This is a genomic window from Segatella baroniae B14 (assembly GCF_022024235.1).
GTDB lineage: Bacteria > Bacteroidota > Bacteroidia > Bacteroidales > Bacteroidaceae > Prevotella > Prevotella bryantii.
Window position 1 is genome coordinate 676,820 of the sequence record NZ_CP091799.1, and the last position, 16,841, is coordinate 693,660.

Annotated in this window: 15 protein-coding genes; 5 read left to right on the forward strand and 10 right to left on the reverse strand. The window is 34.3% G+C overall.

Annotation, left to right across the window (positions count from 1 at the left end):
- Positions 1 to 81 precede the first annotated feature (81 nt).
- Positions 82 to 2,121, reverse strand: coding sequence for an excinuclease ABC subunit UvrB (gene uvrB / locus L6469_RS02835; RefSeq protein ID WP_006283006.1), 2,040 nt, complete (start codon positions 2,119 to 2,121; stop codon positions 82 to 84).
- A gap of 131 nt (positions 2,122 to 2,252) precedes the next feature.
- On the opposite strand from uvrB, the gene L6469_RS02840 reads away from it, so the two are divergent.
- Genes L6469_RS02840 through L6469_RS02850 form a run of 3 tightly spaced genes read left to right on the forward strand, consistent with a single transcriptional unit; the run spans position 2,253 to position 3,923 of the window.
- Positions 2,253 to 3,098, forward strand: coding sequence for an outer membrane protein assembly factor BamD (locus L6469_RS02840; RefSeq protein WP_006283005.1), 846 nt, complete (start codon positions 2,253 to 2,255; stop codon positions 3,096 to 3,098).
- A 24-nt stretch (positions 3,099 to 3,122) separates the two neighbouring features.
- A complete protein-coding gene (locus L6469_RS02845) occupies positions 3,123 to 3,458 on the forward strand; it encodes a DNA-directed RNA polymerase subunit omega (protein ID WP_006283004.1) in 336 nt (111 codons plus the stop codon).
- A 6-nt stretch (positions 3,459 to 3,464) separates the two neighbouring features.
- Positions 3,465 to 3,923: a DUF4293 domain-containing protein gene (locus L6469_RS02850; RefSeq protein ID WP_006283003.1), complete on the forward strand. Its 459-nt coding sequence runs from the start codon at positions 3,465 to 3,467 to the stop codon at positions 3,921 to 3,923.
- Positions 3,924 to 4,275: 352 nt separating this feature from the next.
- Here L6469_RS02850 and L6469_RS02855 read toward each other — a convergent pair whose 3' ends face one another.
- Positions 4,276 to 5,046, reverse strand: coding sequence for a hypothetical protein (locus L6469_RS02855; protein WP_074613658.1), 771 nt, complete (start codon positions 5,044 to 5,046; stop codon positions 4,276 to 4,278).
- Positions 5,047 to 5,152: 106 nt separating this feature from the next.
- Here L6469_RS02855 and L6469_RS02860 point away from each other — a divergent pair, with 106 nt between their 5' ends.
- A complete protein-coding gene (locus L6469_RS02860) occupies positions 5,153 to 6,478 on the forward strand; it encodes a YihY/virulence factor BrkB family protein (RefSeq protein WP_006282462.1) in 1,326 nt (441 codons plus the stop codon).
- A gap of 78 nt (positions 6,479 to 6,556) precedes the next feature.
- On the opposite strand, the gene nudC is transcribed toward L6469_RS02860, so the two are convergent.
- On the reverse strand, positions 6,557 to 7,387 hold the full coding sequence (gene nudC, locus L6469_RS02865) for an NAD(+) diphosphatase (RefSeq protein ID WP_006282461.1): 831 nt from the start codon (positions 7,385 to 7,387) through the stop codon (positions 6,557 to 6,559).
- Positions 7,388 to 7,397: 10 nt separating this feature from the next.
- Positions 7,398 to 9,164, reverse strand: coding sequence for a bifunctional metallophosphatase/5'-nucleotidase (locus L6469_RS02870; RefSeq protein ID WP_006282460.1), 1,767 nt, complete (start codon positions 9,162 to 9,164; stop codon positions 7,398 to 7,400).
- 93 nt (positions 9,165 to 9,257) lie between these two features.
- Between L6469_RS02870 and L6469_RS02875 the strand changes: the two genes are divergently transcribed.
- The gene (locus L6469_RS02875; protein WP_006282459.1) at positions 9,258 to 9,959 is read left to right on the forward strand and encodes a DnaJ domain-containing protein; all 702 of its coding nucleotides are present in this window, start codon (positions 9,258 to 9,260) and stop codon (positions 9,957 to 9,959) included.
- A 51-nt stretch (positions 9,960 to 10,010) separates the two neighbouring features.
- On the opposite strand, the gene L6469_RS02880 is transcribed toward L6469_RS02875, so the two are convergent.
- From L6469_RS02880 to L6469_RS02905, 6 genes are all read right to left on the reverse strand, one after another.
- Positions 10,011 to 11,243: a zinc-ribbon domain-containing protein gene (locus L6469_RS02880; protein WP_027453538.1), complete on the reverse strand. Its 1,233-nt coding sequence runs from the start codon at positions 11,241 to 11,243 to the stop codon at positions 10,011 to 10,013.
- A gap of 14 nt (positions 11,244 to 11,257) precedes the next feature.
- Entirely contained in the window at positions 11,258 to 11,944 is a 687-nt protein-coding gene (locus L6469_RS02885) for a glycoside hydrolase family 25 protein (RefSeq protein ID WP_006282457.1), read from the reverse strand.
- Between the two features lie 72 nt (positions 11,945 to 12,016).
- The gene (locus L6469_RS02890) at positions 12,017 to 12,715 is read right to left on the reverse strand and encodes a hypothetical protein (protein ID WP_027453536.1); all 699 of its coding nucleotides are present in this window, start codon (positions 12,713 to 12,715) and stop codon (positions 12,017 to 12,019) included.
- Between the two features lie 7 nt (positions 12,716 to 12,722).
- Positions 12,723 to 14,033: a Na+/H+ antiporter NhaC family protein gene (locus tag L6469_RS02895; RefSeq protein WP_006282455.1), complete on the reverse strand. Its 1,311-nt coding sequence runs from the start codon at positions 14,031 to 14,033 to the stop codon at positions 12,723 to 12,725.
- A 22-nt stretch (positions 14,034 to 14,055) separates the two neighbouring features.
- Entirely contained in the window at positions 14,056 to 15,552 is a 1,497-nt protein-coding gene (locus L6469_RS02900; RefSeq protein WP_006282454.1) for a UxaA family hydrolase, read from the reverse strand.
- 58 nt (positions 15,553 to 15,610) lie between these two features.
- On the reverse strand, positions 15,611 to 16,675 hold the full coding sequence (locus tag L6469_RS02905; protein WP_006282453.1) for a LacI family DNA-binding transcriptional regulator: 1,065 nt from the start codon (positions 16,673 to 16,675) through the stop codon (positions 15,611 to 15,613).
- Positions 16,676 to 16,841 lie beyond the last annotated feature (166 nt).

A 16,841-nucleotide genomic window follows, 5' to 3' on the forward strand; every position in this document is an offset into this window, starting at 1 on the left:
TTATTTTTGTATATATTCTATCGCAAAGATACATATTTTATTTGAATTTGTCCAAAACTATAGTCTTAAAAAACATTTATACTATTTTTTGTCTAACATTTCCTGTAATTTTACGATTTCGTCTCTGTATTGAGCAGCTTGCATGAAATCAAGGTCTTTTGCGGCCATTTTCATAAGTCGTGTAGTGTTAGCTATACTCTTTTCAAGTTGCTCTTTAGTCATATTTAATACAATTGGGTCAGCTGCAAATGTACCAACTTCAGACTCATGATAAACATTGTTTGTTTTATCCATATTGCGAGTTCTAGCGGGTTCGTTTTCGTTGCTAACAGATGCTAGTTCGTTCTTGATTTCTTTGACAATCTGTTGAGGAGTGATACCATGTTCTTCATTATATTTCATCTGTATCATTCGTCTTCTTGCAGTCTCGTCTATAGTTTTTTGCATACTTTCGGTAATATTGTCTGCATACATGATTACTTTACCATGTATATTTCGAGCAGCTCTACCTGCAGTCTGAGTTAAACTTCTATGACTTCTTAAAAAACCTTCTTTGTCAGCGTCGAGTATAGCGACTAAAGAGACTTCTGGTAAATCCAATCCTTCTCGTAAAAGATTTACTCCAACTAATACATCGTAAGTTCCTGCTCTTAAATCGTTCATGATCTTAATTCGGTCTAGAGTAGCAACATCACTATGAATGTATGCGGATTTTACATTGTGATTTAAAAGATACTCTGTTAATTCTTCGGCCATTCTTTTCGTAAGCGTTGTTATTAGTACACGTTCGTTTCGATGAATACGCGTGAGAATTTCATCCATGAGATCGTCTATCTGATTTTCACTAGGTCTTACTTCAATTTCAGGGTCAAGGAGACCTGTTGGTCTAATTAATTGTTCGACGACAATACCTTCAGATTCTTCTAATTCATAGTTAGCAGGTGTGGCTGATACATATATTGCCTGGTTCAGTAACTCATGGAATTCTTCAAATTTTAATGGGCGGTTATCAAATGCTGCAGGAAGTCGGAATCCATATTCTACTAAGTTTTGTTTTCTGGCACGATCACCGCCATACATGGCTCCAATCTGTGGAATGCTGACATGGCTTTCGTCTACTATAAGCAGATAATCTTTTGGGAAAAAATCTAAAAGGCAATACGGACGGTCTCCAGCTTGTCTACCATCGAAATATCGGGAATAATTCTCAATACCCGAACAATGCCCAAGTTCTTTAATCATTTCAATATCGTATTCTACACGTTCTTTGATTCGCTGTGCCTTTATATGGTCCCCGATTTCATTGAAATAGTCAACTTGTTTGACCAAGTCATCTTGAATCATGCGAATACCATGTTCTGTTTGCTCTTTAGTGGTAATAAATAAATTGGCTGGATATATTTCGTATTGTTCAAAACTCTCAATTCTGTGAAACGATACAGAGTCAACTTCTTCTATAGAATCAATTTCATCGTCCCACCAACTTACTCGTAGAATATTATCAGAATAAGCCATAGCGATATCTACAGTTTCTCCTTTTACTCTAAAATTACCACGATGAAGTTCTATGTCGTTTCTTACATATAAATCGTCAACCAGCTTTCGTAAGAATTCGTTACGATCAATGATTTGTCCTTTTTTTAATTTGATTATACTTTCCTGCATAGCCACTGGGCCTCCCATACCATAAATACATGATACAGAAGATACAACGATTACATCTTTTCTCCCTGATAATAAAGCTGATACAGCACCAAGTCTTAGTTTGTCAATATCCTCGTTTATAGCTAAATCTTTTTCTATATAAGTATCTGATGTAGGTAGGTAAGCTTCAGGTTGATAATAGTCATAATAGCTAACATAATATTCAACGGCATTATTAGGAAAAAAGCCTTTCATTTCTTGGTATAATTGAGCTGCTAGGGTCTTATTATGACTCAAGATTAAAGTCGGTTTATTTACTTTAGCTATTACATTAGCCATGGTAAAAGTTTTACCAGAGCCTGTTACGCCTAGAAGAACTTGTGCGGGTACTCCTTGTTCGATCCCTTCTACTAATTGCTTAATTGCTTGTGGCTGATCGCCAGTAGGTTTGTAATTTGATGTTAAATTAAAGTTCATATTTTGCAAAATTACGAATTTATCAATTAATATGAGTTATAAAGATTAATAATTTGCCAAAAAAAACATTTTTTACTTTGTAAATCGGTAAAAAGATTGTATTTTTGCATCTCAAAAGTGCAAAAAATATAATGAAGAAAGTATTTCTATCAGCAATAGCATTGGTACTCTTGTTTTCAAGTTGTGCCCGAGAATTTAATCAGGTATATAAGTCTGATGATTTTCATTATAAATATGAATATGCCAAGGAAATGTTTGCAAATGGCAAATACAGTAAGGCTGTAGCTCTGTTGCAAGAATTGGTAACATTAGAGAAGGGTACTGAGAATGCCCAAGAAAGTCTTTATATGTTGGCTATGTCTGAATATTGTTTGAAAGATTATGAGACAGCTTCAGAATATTTTAAGAAGTATTTTTCTTCTTATCCTCATGGCACATATTCGGAGATGGCAGAGTATTATGTAGGACAGAGTTTATTTATGAGTACTCCTGAGCCTAGGCTTGATCAAAGTGGTACGATAGCAGCTATATCAGCTTTTCAAGAATATTTAGATGTTTATCCAGACGGTAAAATGAAGCCAACTGCTCAGAAACGTCTATTTGAATTACAGGATAAGCTAGTTTTGAAAGAGCTTTATAATGCTCGTCTCTATTATAATTTAGGCTCCTATTTTGGTAATTGTACAAATGGTGGTAATAATTATGAAGCATGTGTTATTACTTCTCAAAATGCTTTAAAGGATTATCCATATAGTGATAATCGTGAAGAGTTTGCCACACTTATTATGAAAAGTAAGTTTGAACTTGCTAAAATGAGTGTAGATGAGAGAAAATATGAGCGTTTCCAAGATGCAGAGGATGAATGCTACGGCTTTATTAATGAATATCCTGATTCGAAGGAGAGAAAAACAGCTGAATCATATATTGAAAAATGTAAAGAGTATATATCCTCTCATAAAGAGATGTCATTAAATTAAGAAATTTAAATTCAACGTATAAATATGGATTATAAAAAATCAAAAGCACCGGTATCAACCGTAACACGAGACATTACAACTCTCTGGAAAGAAACAGATAATCTCTACGAGAGTGTTGCTATTATCGCTAAGCGTAGTAATCAGATTGCTGCTGAAATCAAACAAGACTTGAATAAGAAATTAGCAGAATTTGCTTCTTATAATGATAGCCTCGAGGAAGTTTTTGAAAATCGTGAGCAGATTGAAATTTCTCGTTACTACGAAAAATTGCCTAAACCAACATTGTTGGCAACACAGGAGTTTATTGAGGGTAATGTTTATTTTCGTGATCCAAGCAAGGAAAAAGTAAACGAAGCATAATAGATTATGATTCAGCGCAAACAAACACTTTTTTTATTTTTCGCTATTGTTGCAATAGTTGTTTGTCTTTTTTTCCCAATTGCTACTTTAGAGTCTGATTCTTTGGGCTTAGGGGGAAGACTCTTTAATTTGGGTGTAAAGGATTTAAATGGTAATTTGGAATTTGTTTCTTGGCCCTTGTGTTTGATATTGACGCTATCTGCAATCGTTGATCTTGTTAATATTTTCCTTTTCAATAATCGTACGCTGCAAATAAAATTATGTATCGGAAGTAATATCTTAATCTTAGTATGGTATGTATATTTTATTTCATTTACTCAAGGGCTTATTGGTGATTTAAAAGGGGAATATCATATGGCATTTGCTTCATGCTTACCCTTGATAGCTGTTATATTAACTGTTATGGCAAAGAAGAGCATTGAGGCTGATGAGGCTTTGGTTAAAGCTGCAGATCGTATTCGATGATAGTTTTTAACAAGTGTAATATTAAATTGTCCCTAATTTCACAAAATGAAATTAGGGACAATTTTTTTATAAAAAAAGGGTGCTCCAGTTTTACCCAAAGCACCTTTAACATGTGTCATTAATTAACAATTGAGAAATAAATTCGCTCTTAAATTTATATTCGCATCAAACATCTATTATATCCTTATTATGTAAATTATGAAGAATCAACATCCTCATAACTTTTGCAAATATAATATATTTTTTTTTATCTACGCTCTTTTTTATCTGATAATTTTCTCAAAAAACTATATTTTTGAGAAAAAACATAATTTATTAAACCTTTTTTGTAAAATTGAAGTAATCTGGTTTTCTAATTTGCCTCATGAATATATTTCGAAAAGTTTGGCTCATATTTAATGATTATTTTTTCTACATCGTCAAATACTTGATCTGTAGTGTAATATAACGAATTCTTGATGTTTGTTGAAGTAGATAAAGCTATTTGATTAATTATAGGTCCAATAAACTTTGAATCTTCGTTTTTTGCTATTTGTTGAGCAGATATTAATTCTTTTTGATTAAGTAATAATTGTCCTGTTCCTGGTTTAGATAATGATGATAGGTTAAAGCCTAAACTTGACCAGTCTATAGGTATCGGGTGGTTAATGATTTTCATAAATAAATCGATGGGGCAATCTACGGTTTTTCTTTTTATGATGAATTTTATACTTGCTGCATGATATTTGTTGGCATAAATATGGTTTCTTGTAACATATAGTATATACTTTTTTCGTTCTGTGATAATCTCTTTTATGAGTTCATTTATTTGTTTTGTGATAGGTTGTTTAATATCTTCTATTTTAAGATTGCTTGCACATATATTTTGGTAGTATTTGGTAATGCCCTCTGATGTTTTATTTGGCAATTTATAGGCCAATAAGTCATTTAATACTTTTTCTGTAGTAGTTGCAATATAATCGTTATATTTTTCTTTGCATAGTATTCTGTGTTTTTCTATTATGTTTTTTTCGTTTTGAAAGAAGGATTCTAGTGTAATTGTATCTTTGGTTTGTGCATATGATGATAGGGTAGATATTGTATACCATAATATAAGGATAACTATTTTATTTTTTGAATTCATAATTATTGAGATATATGCTTGTTCTATTTGATAATTTATTGAGCACAAAGGTACGCATTTATTTTAAAAATTACTATATTTGTGTTTATTAAGAATTTAAGCGCCAATGAGACTATTAGACAAAATATGGAAGTTTTCAAAAGTTGATATTTGGGAAAATAATGGATCCTCTAAAATTCAGCAGTGGGGCAAATCAATATCACGAAAAATATTAGTATCATGTCGATATTTTTTTCTTAGAGGCCATATGGATTATGCCACGCAATTATCTTTTAGTACGATATTGGCGCTTGTACCAATATTGGCCATGTTTTTTGCAGTAGGGAGAGCTTTTGGCCTTTCTATGTATGTTGACAACATTCTAAGACAGGTATTTAAGTCTCAACCTCAAGTGGCAGATGAGCTGTTTACAATGGCAGATTCTTACCTTAATCAAGCTCAAACAGGAATTTTGATAGGTCTTGGAATATTAGTTATGCTATATAGTATATTATCTCTTATTCGAAATATAGAGATGGTTTTTGATATAATATGGCATGTTGATCGTCAACGTTCAGTGGGACGTTTAATAATAGATTATACAGCGATGATTTTTTTGATACCAGTCATCTTGATTATACTATCTAGTACTAGTGTTCTAGTCTTTGGTGTGTTAGATCGTATTCCTGATTTCTTACTACTCGATGGTATATTTCGTTTTCTGATTCGCGTGGTTTCACCGTGGTTGCTACTGACAGCTGTTTTTATAGGAGTTAATATGTATGTTCCAAATACCCATGTGAAGTTGAGTTGTACAATAATTCCAAGTATGTTCGCATCTGCGTTTATGTTAGCATTGCAATATTTTTATATACATGGTCAAATTTTTCTAACTAGTTATAATGCTATATATGGTTCATTTGCTGTTATTCCTTTATTTATGATATGGATGCTAGCTTCATGGTATATTATTCTTTTTTTTGGTGAGTTGTGTTATGCTAATCAGAATGATGATTATTATGCTTATTTTTTGAAAACATCTGAAATATGCCATTATGATTTGATGATAATTTCTGGATTAATACTAGCTCATATTAGCCAGGCAAAGCGTAATGAGAATAAAGCTTTATCTGCAATCGAAATTACCCATAGGATACAATTGCCCATACGAATAGTGTTGGATGTTCTTGATAATTTAAGACGGGCAGGGCTTTTGCAACAATATGTTGATTTAGCTACAGATAAGATTGTGTGGGAATCTATATGTGAAACGGATCAGCTATCTATGGGTAAGATGGTTTATGCTTTAGACAACGTGGCTGAGAATACTGATACTAAATTAGTTTTGAAGTCAAAAATACCGCACGATAATCTCATGATAAAAAAAATAGCTGAACTTTACAGTAAACAAATAAAACAGTGGGACTCAATATTAGTTCGTGATCTGATTTAAATATATAATTTTATGATATTACTAATAATACTATATATAAAAAGGCATAGCTCTATAATTAGCTATGCCTATTGTTTCTTATTTAATTATTTCAGAAGAATGTCCTGGTCCGTTTGTAATCCAATCATCCAGTATTTGTCTTGCAATACTCAACTTTTCTGGAATTTTGGGTAAATTATCTTTTGTAAACCAGCTTGCCCGTGCTAATTCTTCCTTCTGAATATGAATATCTCCGCTAATATAATCAGCATTGTAACCAACCATTAATCCGCATGGATAAGGCCATGCTTGGCTACCAAAATATTTTAAGTTTCCTATATTAAGGCCAGTTTCCTCCATTACTTCTCTGTGAACAGCATGTTCAAGAGTTTCACCTGTCTCAACAAATCCTGCTACTAGTCCATAAAAATCGGACCTAAAATTTTTTGCTCTAACCAATAAAACTTCGTTACCTTTGTGTATTAAAACAATAACAGCAGTACCTAGTAACGGCCATATTTCTTTTCCACAGTTGGTGCAACGTTTACTGATGTCAGTGTGCATTTTCATAGGAGCACCACATACTCCACAGAATTGTGAATTTTGATCCCAATATATCAATTCAAAGCACTTTCCTGCTTTATTGTATAAATCCTTTGAGATTTTATAATAGCTCTGTCTTAGTGGACACATCTCAAAGGAATGTCCTTCTTGAAGATATCCCTTTGTTATATCTTCGATTTCTGACGGATTATTAATCTTGAAAGTCTTTACTTCAATTCCGTCATCCATAGGAGAGATATTCATGACATGTGTCCATGCTTTAGTTTGGATAGGTGATTCACTGTGGTATGGAATCGTATAGGTGCCATCTGGAAGAACCTCAAGCAGGAGATCTGACTTGCAAAAAATAAAATAATATTGTTTCATGTGTTTGTGTTTATTCTTTTCTTTCACCAAAGAGAATGTCATAATCTCGTTTGGCAGCAGGTTTTACCCATTTTTCTGGCACAAATTTCCAGTTATTGTTTGCTTTAGGGTAAAGTACTTTTATTTTTTCTATTTCTTCCATAAGATAATAGCGTTGGTCACGTTCACTGCGCCAGATAATTCTATTTTTTAAACTATCGCGAGGAATCCCTGCGCCCTTAGTTAGAAGCTCGCCACCACCATTTCCACGATAACTATTAATAGCAACATTGTACCATTTCTTTTCATCAAAAGGTTGTCCATTGCTCATTTTTAAAATATGAACCTTTTGACCATTTGGCTTGGTTACGTCAACTTCATAATCTATACCTGCAGCACTATCAAAGTTAAAAGAGAAATTTTTAAAGCCTAAGCGTTGCTGGTCGCCTTTAGTACTTTCGCTAAGAAGCAATAAATGATCCTCTGGACTTTTCATCGTGTTAACCCATAGGTCGTAACTCATTTCTAGGTGCTTTCTGATTTCCTCACCCGTAAGGCGCATTACATAGAGTTGATTCTCGAATTTGTAGAGATTAAACATATCGCCTACATAGATTGGGCCTTGTTGTATGTGTGAGTCAAAATTAATTGGTGCGTTAAAAGCGATATCAGCTTTGGTTATTTGTAATTCCAAGTTTAGGATTAAATCCGTGAACGCACAGCTGCCAAAGAAACCATCTCGAGTACTTATGGTGCTTGTTATTTCACCAATTTTTCGGTTAACGTATCCTTTAACCTCTTCAATTTGTTTACTGAAGTGCTCCATAAAGTCTTGGTCCAAAGGCTCTTTGGTTATATCTGTTAAAACGTTTTTAATCGAAAGATCTTTTCTTATCCACTGTTTTTTGCCATTTATTTTTTTTTGATCCATGGTAAGGACCAATTCGACATCAGCAATGCTCTTGGCATTATTTGCTGGGTCAATGCATAATACTTTTTTTCCTTCGATATTAGTTACAAATTGATTACTTCGTGTATGATCATGTCCAAACATAATCAAATCAAAGCCGGGAACATTTATAGCAACATCTAAAGATGCGTCTTCCTTATATTCTGGTGTTATTATACCTCCTTTTGCACCGCTATGAAACAAGCCGATAATAACATCCGGCTTTTCTTTATCTTGGATAATTTTTATCCATTTTTTTGCAGAGGTTTCCATGTCTTCGAAGTGTATGCCACTCCAAATATTTTCAGTCAACCAATTTGGAATAGCTGGAGTAATTAATCCCAAAATTGCTATCTTGGCGCCTTCTTTCTCAAGAATAACATAAGGTTTGACATATGGATTACCAGTTTTGTTATCTATCATGTTTGCAGCAAGAACTGGGCAGTTTAGTTCTTTGATCCATTTGTCATAGCAAGCATGACCTGTTTCTACATCGTGATTACCAATACCTTGTGCATCATATTTCATATAATTCACTAAGTCCGAAGCAACGTTTGTTGTATTAGTATTGATATAATTGTAATAATAACAAGTTGGTTGTCCTTGCAGAATGTCACCATTCTCTAATAGAATAACATTATCACCAAGTTGCTTTCTGACATTTTTTACATAGTTACTTACTCTTGCTAATGTACCAGAAAGAGGCTTGCGTGTAATGAAATCATAAGGAAAAAACGAACCATGAACATCGGTTGTTTCAATTACGCGTAGAGTAATTTTTTTTGTTTTTGCTGTCACAGGCTGAAATAAGCAACATGCTAACAGGCATGCTGATAGAATTTTTTTCATTATACATATTTTAATTATTTTGCAAAAATACTAATTTTTAGTAATATAGGCACACTATTTGCTGTTTATTTCATAAAATAAAATATAAGAATTATGGCATTTATCGATTACTACAAAATTCTAGGTGTAAAGAAGGATATCCCTCAAAAGGATATTCGTAGAGCGTATGTCAAAAGGGCAAAGCAATTTCATCCAGATCTTCATCCAGATGATCCTAAGGCCAAAGCTAAGTTTCAGGCTTTAAATGAGGCTTATGAGGTTCTTTCAAAGCCTGAAAAGCGAGCTAAGTATGATAAATATGGTGAGCAATGGAAAAACGCAGAAGCTTATGAAAATGCTGGAGGCTTCGGCGGATTTGGCGGAGGAAATGCTGGTGGCAATCCTTTTGAAGGTTTTGATTTCAATTCCTTTGGAGGAGGCGGTGGTTTTTCTAGCTTTTTCCAAGATCTTTTTGGCGGTGGTGGCCGTAGTTCTTCTTTCCGTTCTGCAGGCTTTGGCGGTGGCTTTAACGGCAGAGCTAGACAAAATTCTGGAGAAATGGAAGCCAAGGTTAGTATCGATCTTTATACAGCTATGCTTGGTGGTGAGGTTGTTATTCAATTGAGTAATGGACAGAAAATTAAGCTAAAAGTAAAGCCTGAAACTCAACCTGGTGCTAAAGTTCGGGTCCGTGGCAAAGGTTATGATAGGGGAGATGGTACATTTGGCGATTTGATTATTACTTATAATGTAAAATTGCCAACCAATCTGACAGAACGACAGAAAGATTTGCTTCGCCAAATGCAGAATCAATAAAAAAAAGCTATCTATTACAAGATAGCTTTTTTTTATTGAGATCAAAATTGATTATTTGATGATTTTTACCATGTTCATTTCTGAAATTTTACCGTCAGGAGAAACTTTTGCGTTAATTCTGAAATGATTGTTTGTAGGTAATTCTGGATTCGTACGTTCTATACTTTGTTCTGCAGTAAATTCTACTTGATATTCGAATTCGTCTTCGCCTACTTCTTTTTTCTTAATCTTATAATCATTATTGATTTTAAAATTCATGTTTGTAATGTCATCTTTGTAAATCTTATCTATGAAAGATGCAACATCACTTTTTGTAGCCATGTGTTTGCCAAGGAATGATGTCATTACCTCTTCAACGGTAGCTGTCAATCCAAGTTCGTTGCGTGAATTCACACTTTGGAAGAACTTGCGAAATAGTCCGCTTATCATTTGTTTCTCATCAGATTGCACTTCTTTAGATTTTATTTTCTTCATGGCTTCATTAGCTTCATCGATATGTATGCCGTCAACATGGTTTGACAGATATTGTTGATAAGCGTCAATCGTATTTTCATTGGATGCTGAAATCCAATCTAAAGAGTCAATCTTGTTTAAAGCTTCTTGTTTGTGAGGAGAGTCTGGATTATTTCGAATATAATCTTCTAATGCAGAACGACTACCACTTATAACAGCATTATTCCAATCGTCATCTTTATGTTTAAGTATTTCCAGATGGCTTTGAATAGAGTCAATATGAGCTTGGTCTGCATCTTTATATTTATCGAGATAGCTTTGAAGTACAGCAGGATCAGTACTTTGCATTGCATATTCATAGTCTTCCTGCTCTTGATTATCTTTTGCATTACTATAGAAATAGAAGCATGTTGCACATACTATCAATGCAATAACAATAGAAATCCAAATATATTTATTGTTATTATTTTTTTTCTGCTCAAATTGACTGTTTGTAGGTGGAATAGGTGGGGTTGAAATATCCGAGGTATTACCACCGTGTGATGATGGAGAGTTTTGTCTTACGGTTTCAGATTTTGTCTGTACGTTTTGTGGAATGATAGGAGGTACAGCAGAACGCAACGTCTCTTGTGGATTTGTCATATTTTCTGTTGTACGATAGCGAACAGATGGTTGATGACAGTTAGGACAGCATTCTTCGTCATTAAAGTATATTTCTCCACAATTAGTGCACTTAATGACTTTACCTGAAATTTCAACGCCACAACTCGGGCATATTGGAGCTTTGTCACTAATTTGGTGACCACACTCAGGACATTTAATAATTGCCATGATATTTAAATGTTTTATCTATGTCTAAATCTTATTTCTCTTAAACGATGTTTTCCCATAAATCGGCTTTTATCTACATAACCATTAATGCCATTAAGCCGACCTTTACCAGTATATTGCCACATAATATATTCAAAATTGTCCGCCAGTTTTGGTGGGCGATTATTATATTGTGCAATCATGACTTTGTATCCGTCTAAGGTGCCAAGTAAATAGTTGTTATAAAAATTTGTACCTGTATATAAAAGAGGCTTTTGATGATATGCTTTTTCTACAAGTGTCAAAAATTTAAATAAGCTATCTCTAAATTCCTGAGTCGGTAATCCACTTTTTGTTTCGATATCTATCATCGGCAATAAGTCTTGATCACCAGGACGACATTGAGCCATGAAATTAGTTAATTGCTTTTCTTGTTCTATTTTGGGTCTATAAAAGTGGTATGAACCAACCTTTAATCCATATTGATGAGCTAGATCAATATTTGTTTTATATTTACTGTCTATATTATTACCTCCTTCTGTCGCCTTAAGGTATACATAGGCCATTTTTGAATTATTGCCAATGGTTTCCCAAAACACGTTACCTTGATAATGGCTTAAATCTATACCATGTATGTGACTGCAAGTATCTTCGCATTGTACTTGCGCCTGCATACTGAAAGAGAAGAATATGTTTAATATAATTAATAGAATTCGATTCATGATTGCAAAGATACTAAAAAGAAACTATATGCGTGTAAGCTATAGTTATTATTTTACATCTTTTCAATATTTCTATTCTTCGATTTCTGAGAGGCTATGTGCAAATTTTAAAAAGAAATGGCTGATAGTTTCAATAGGTGCATAGTTAAAATAATGTAGGCTATGATTAAGATTTCGTCGTAATACCTTATTATTATTTTGAACAAATCCAGTACTACTTTGCTTAAAATGCCAGTCTTCCTGTAAATCTTGAAGATTCATATTCAAACTTTGCAATGTTAATTTTTCTGCTTTCTTTTCTATTCTTCGTACAAATGGTATTTCATCGATTTCAAAGTTGAACAGTTGTATAAGAATACTTCCTTGAAATTGAGCAATACGCTGGATGTGTAGTTTTGATAGCCATGTGTCGATTTTTACAAAATCAACTTTGTCACCTTTAGTCCTTAAATAATTACCTAATTTAATGATCCCTTTGATAGATATACAATGGTTCATTATACTATCGATGTTGGCTATGATGATACGTAAAAGGTCTAGACTTTCGATAGAAGTATCTATAGCATGGCGTTCGTCGTCCATAACTTTATTAAGCCTTTTATTGAGTATAGGATTGCTCAAACGAACTTCTCCTTCAGGCAGATCTTCCATATTTTTCATTATATTGGCTATTTTTTGCTTCTTATAATTTGTCATGTCTTCCATGTGTTCGTTAGTATGGAATTTATTTGCCCGAAGTTGAATGAAGATGTTTCTTTGAATAAAGTTCATCATAAAGTTAACTCAATTTTTTAGGATATCTTAATAGTATAGCTCCTAAGCCAAAAAAGCCTATCGCAAATGGATAATACAGGTATGGTAAAATATGTAATGGACTAACGCTGGCCAGTCCTGCTGCTATAAGCATTTGTACACTGTAAGGGATGATACCTTGTATAAAACATGAAAAAGTATCAAGAATACTTGCCGCTTTACGATTATCCACTCCATATTGGTCACCGATTTTTTTAGAAATATTGCCTACGGTTAGAATTGCAATTGTATTGTTGGCTGTGCAGACGTTGACTAGAGAAACTAAGGCTGCAATAGATAATTCGGCTCCTCGCTTGCTGTTAACATGTTTGGTGATATTCTCAATAATATAGTCAATTCCTCCGTTTGTCCTTATAATTTCTAACATTCCACCTGCCATCATGGCAATGATAATAAGTTCTCCCATGCCGATAACCCCGTTACTCATGGAAATAAACCAGCCAAAGGTATTATAGGCTTGAGAGGCATCAAAAAAATTATAAGTGATTCCAATTATACCACAAAGAATCGTTCCTAATGTCAATACAGCCATGACGTTCATTCCTAGAATAGCTGTAACTAAGACCGCTAGATAGGGTAGGACTTTGATATATTCTATATCAGGTATATTGGCTGGCAATTTTATATTAGAACCGAGTATTGTATAGATAACAAGTACAATTATAGCTGCTGGAGCTACGATTTGAAAATTGGCTTTAAACTTGTCATTCATTTTACAACCTTGTGTTTGGGTAGCGACAACAGTTGTATCTGAAATAAAAGACAAATTATCGCCAAAATAGGCACCGCCTACAATGACAGCTGTCATTAGTCCAAGATTACTCCCTGTAGAATTGGCCAGTCCTGCTGCTATAGGCACAAGTGCAACAATAGTTCCAACGCTAGTGCCAATAGATAAAGATATAAAACAGGCTGCTAAGAATAATCCTGGCAGAATAAGGTTTGCTGGTAATATGCATAAAGTTAAATTTACGGTTGCATCAATTGCTCCCATACCTTTAGCTGAAGCTGCAAATGCTCCTGCTAAAACATATATCCATAACATGAGCATAAGATTGCTGGCACCTGCCCCCTTGCTATACATATCGATACGTTTATACAGAGGAATACCACCTGAAATAATGACAGCATAGATACTTGATATCATAAATGCTACAATCAGTGATAAGTTGTTTTCTTCGCCATAGTGCTCTGTTGAGTACATTGTGAAGATAATTATGAACCCTATCAATATAATGAGAGGTGAAAGTGCCAACAAACCTTTTTTATTGCTCATGTATCTAGTAATATTAGATGGTTTACAGTGTTACACCATTTTTGAAAATGGAAATTTCACGATAACCATTAATTTCGTTGCGTGCTGGTTCTCCACTGGCAATAGCGATGACTTTATCAATAAACTGTTTTACGAGATCTTTCATTTCTGTGCCTTCTACAAGTGCGCCAGCGTTGAAATCTATCCAATTTGGTTTGCGATTATATAGATTGCTGTTTGTAGAAATCTTCATTGTTGGTACGAAAGTGCCGAATGGAGTACCACGACCAGTTGTGAACAAGACGATCTGACAGCCTGATGATGCCAAAGCTGTAGAAGCAACGAGGTCATTTCCTGGAGCTGAAAGTAGATTCAAACCTGTAGTTTGAAGGCGTTCTGCATATTCTAGCACACCACTTACAGGAGCGCGACCACACTTCTGAGTACAGCCTAGAGCCTTGTCTTCCAAAGTAGAAATACCACCAGCTTTATTACCTGGAGAAGGATTTTCACCTACAGGTTCGCCATGTGATAGGAAATATTCTTTGAAATTGTTGATTAGGCTAACGGTCTTCTCAAACAGTTCAGGGGTCTTACATCTATTCATTAAGATAGTTTCTGCACCAAACATTTCTGGTACTTCTGTTAAGATTGATGTACCGCCTTGAGCTACAATCCAGTCTGAAAGTTCTCCAACCAATGGATTTGCTGTGATGCCAGAGAAGCCATCAGAACCTCCACATTTCAAACCTACACGTAGCTTACTTACTGGTACATCTTCACGTTTATCTTCCTTAGCCTTTGCATAGAGATCGCGTAATACGTTCATGCATTCCTCTACTTCATCACCTTCAACTCGTTGAGTTACAACAAGTTTAACTCTGTCCTTGTCGTAGTCTCCAAGTGTAGCCATAAAGTCTTCTGGCTGATTGTTTTCACAACCCAAAGATAATACCAATACACCACCAGCGTTAGGGTGTAAACAAATGTCACGTAGTATCTTGCGGGTATTTTCATGATCGTCACCCAATTGTGAACAACCATAATTATGATGCCATGCAAAGATTGCATCGATGCCTTCACTTTTTGTTTCTTCCTGAAGTTTTTTAACGATTCTTTCTGCGATGCCATTAACACAGCCAACAGTTGGGACTACCCAAATTTCGTTACGAGTACCGACTTCACCATTTTTTCGCACATAACCTTTAAATGTACGATTTTCGAGTGCAATATTGAGCTCTTCTTTAACAGGATTGTATGTATATTCCAAAGTTCCTGCCAAATTAGTTTTCAAATTATTCTCGTTAACCCATTCTCCTTGTTTTAAATCCTTTTTTGCATGGCCGATAGGGTAACCATACTTAATGATATCTGTACCTTCTGAGGCATCATTAATCAGAACTTTGTGTCCTGCTGGAGTGTCTTGTAACAGAGTAATGGTTTTACCATCGACCTCAATCTCTTCACCTTTAGTAAAAGGACGTAGACAAACCACAACACTGTCTGCTGGGTTAATCTTGATAAAAGATGATTGTTTCATTGTAGATCTTGTTCTTAAAATGTTATTTATTAATATGTATTATTTCTTATTTTTTTAATTAGAGTTGAGTTCTGCGATAAAAATCTACATTTTCTTTGCAGAGCAGCTCAATTGGCATATAATTAACAGGAGTAATTTTTTTCTTCAGTACGATTGCCTTAAATAGAGTATCTATGCAAGAATATCCTTGCATATATGCGTGTTGGGCTATTAAGAATGATATGCTTCCTTCACGAAGACATTGAGCGTTCTTGGCAACCATGTCATATCCCATAATTTGAATATCACGGCGATTGGTTCTTAAAAGAAATTCACCAACTAAGTGTGCTTTAGACGACAATGTTATACAATGATGAATATGTGGATGATCTGTGAAGAAATGCTCTAATATCTGTGCATAACTCTTTTTGGTGCCATCAAGTGGTAAATCCAAATCGATGATTTTTATATTTGGAAAGTGGTCATGCATGTAATGACGAAAACCCACTTCACGGTTGTCCTGTTGTTTACTCATAACCACACCATCTTTAGTCTGCTTCATGAGCATAATCTCTTCCTCCTGACTAGCAATTAGCATTAGCATTTTCGCAGCAAAATATCCACTACTGAAAGAATCTTGTCCATAAAATGCTAATGGTTTTAAGTCAGGCATATATGAGTCAAGCATTACAAAAGGAATATTTTGCTCATGTAGCTGATCTGTGAATTTCTTAGTTGATGCTAAAGCAGATGGTACGACGACCACACCCTCAGGATTATTATTCAGTACTTCCTGCGATTGGGTCTCGAAAGATTTTTGATCGAAACGCTCATAATATCTGATTTCGATATCAATATGGAAGTCTCGTCTCGTTTCTTCCGCTTTTTTGGCACCCTCTTCGATTTCTTCCCAATATGCTTCTGATTCGTGTTTTGGCATTAAAATATAAAAGGTATATGATTTATTGTATGCTAAAGCACTAGCATACATATTTGGTTGATAGTTCATCTCCTGAAGAGCTTTACTTACTTTTTCAAGAGCAGATTTTGAAACATTTGGTCGATTGTGCAGTACACGGTCTACTGTACCAACAGAAACGCCGGCTCTTTCTGCAATATCTTTAATTCGAATTTTGGATGCCATAGAGATTTTCCTTTTATAAATAGTTTTGCTATGTTTCTATACCTGTGTGTTCGTACACATAATTTTAATTTCGGTACAAATATAACAAAAAAACTTGATTTGTGTGTTTGCACAACCCTTTATTTTGCCCTTCAAACTATTTTTTTGAGATTTTATTTCTTAATTT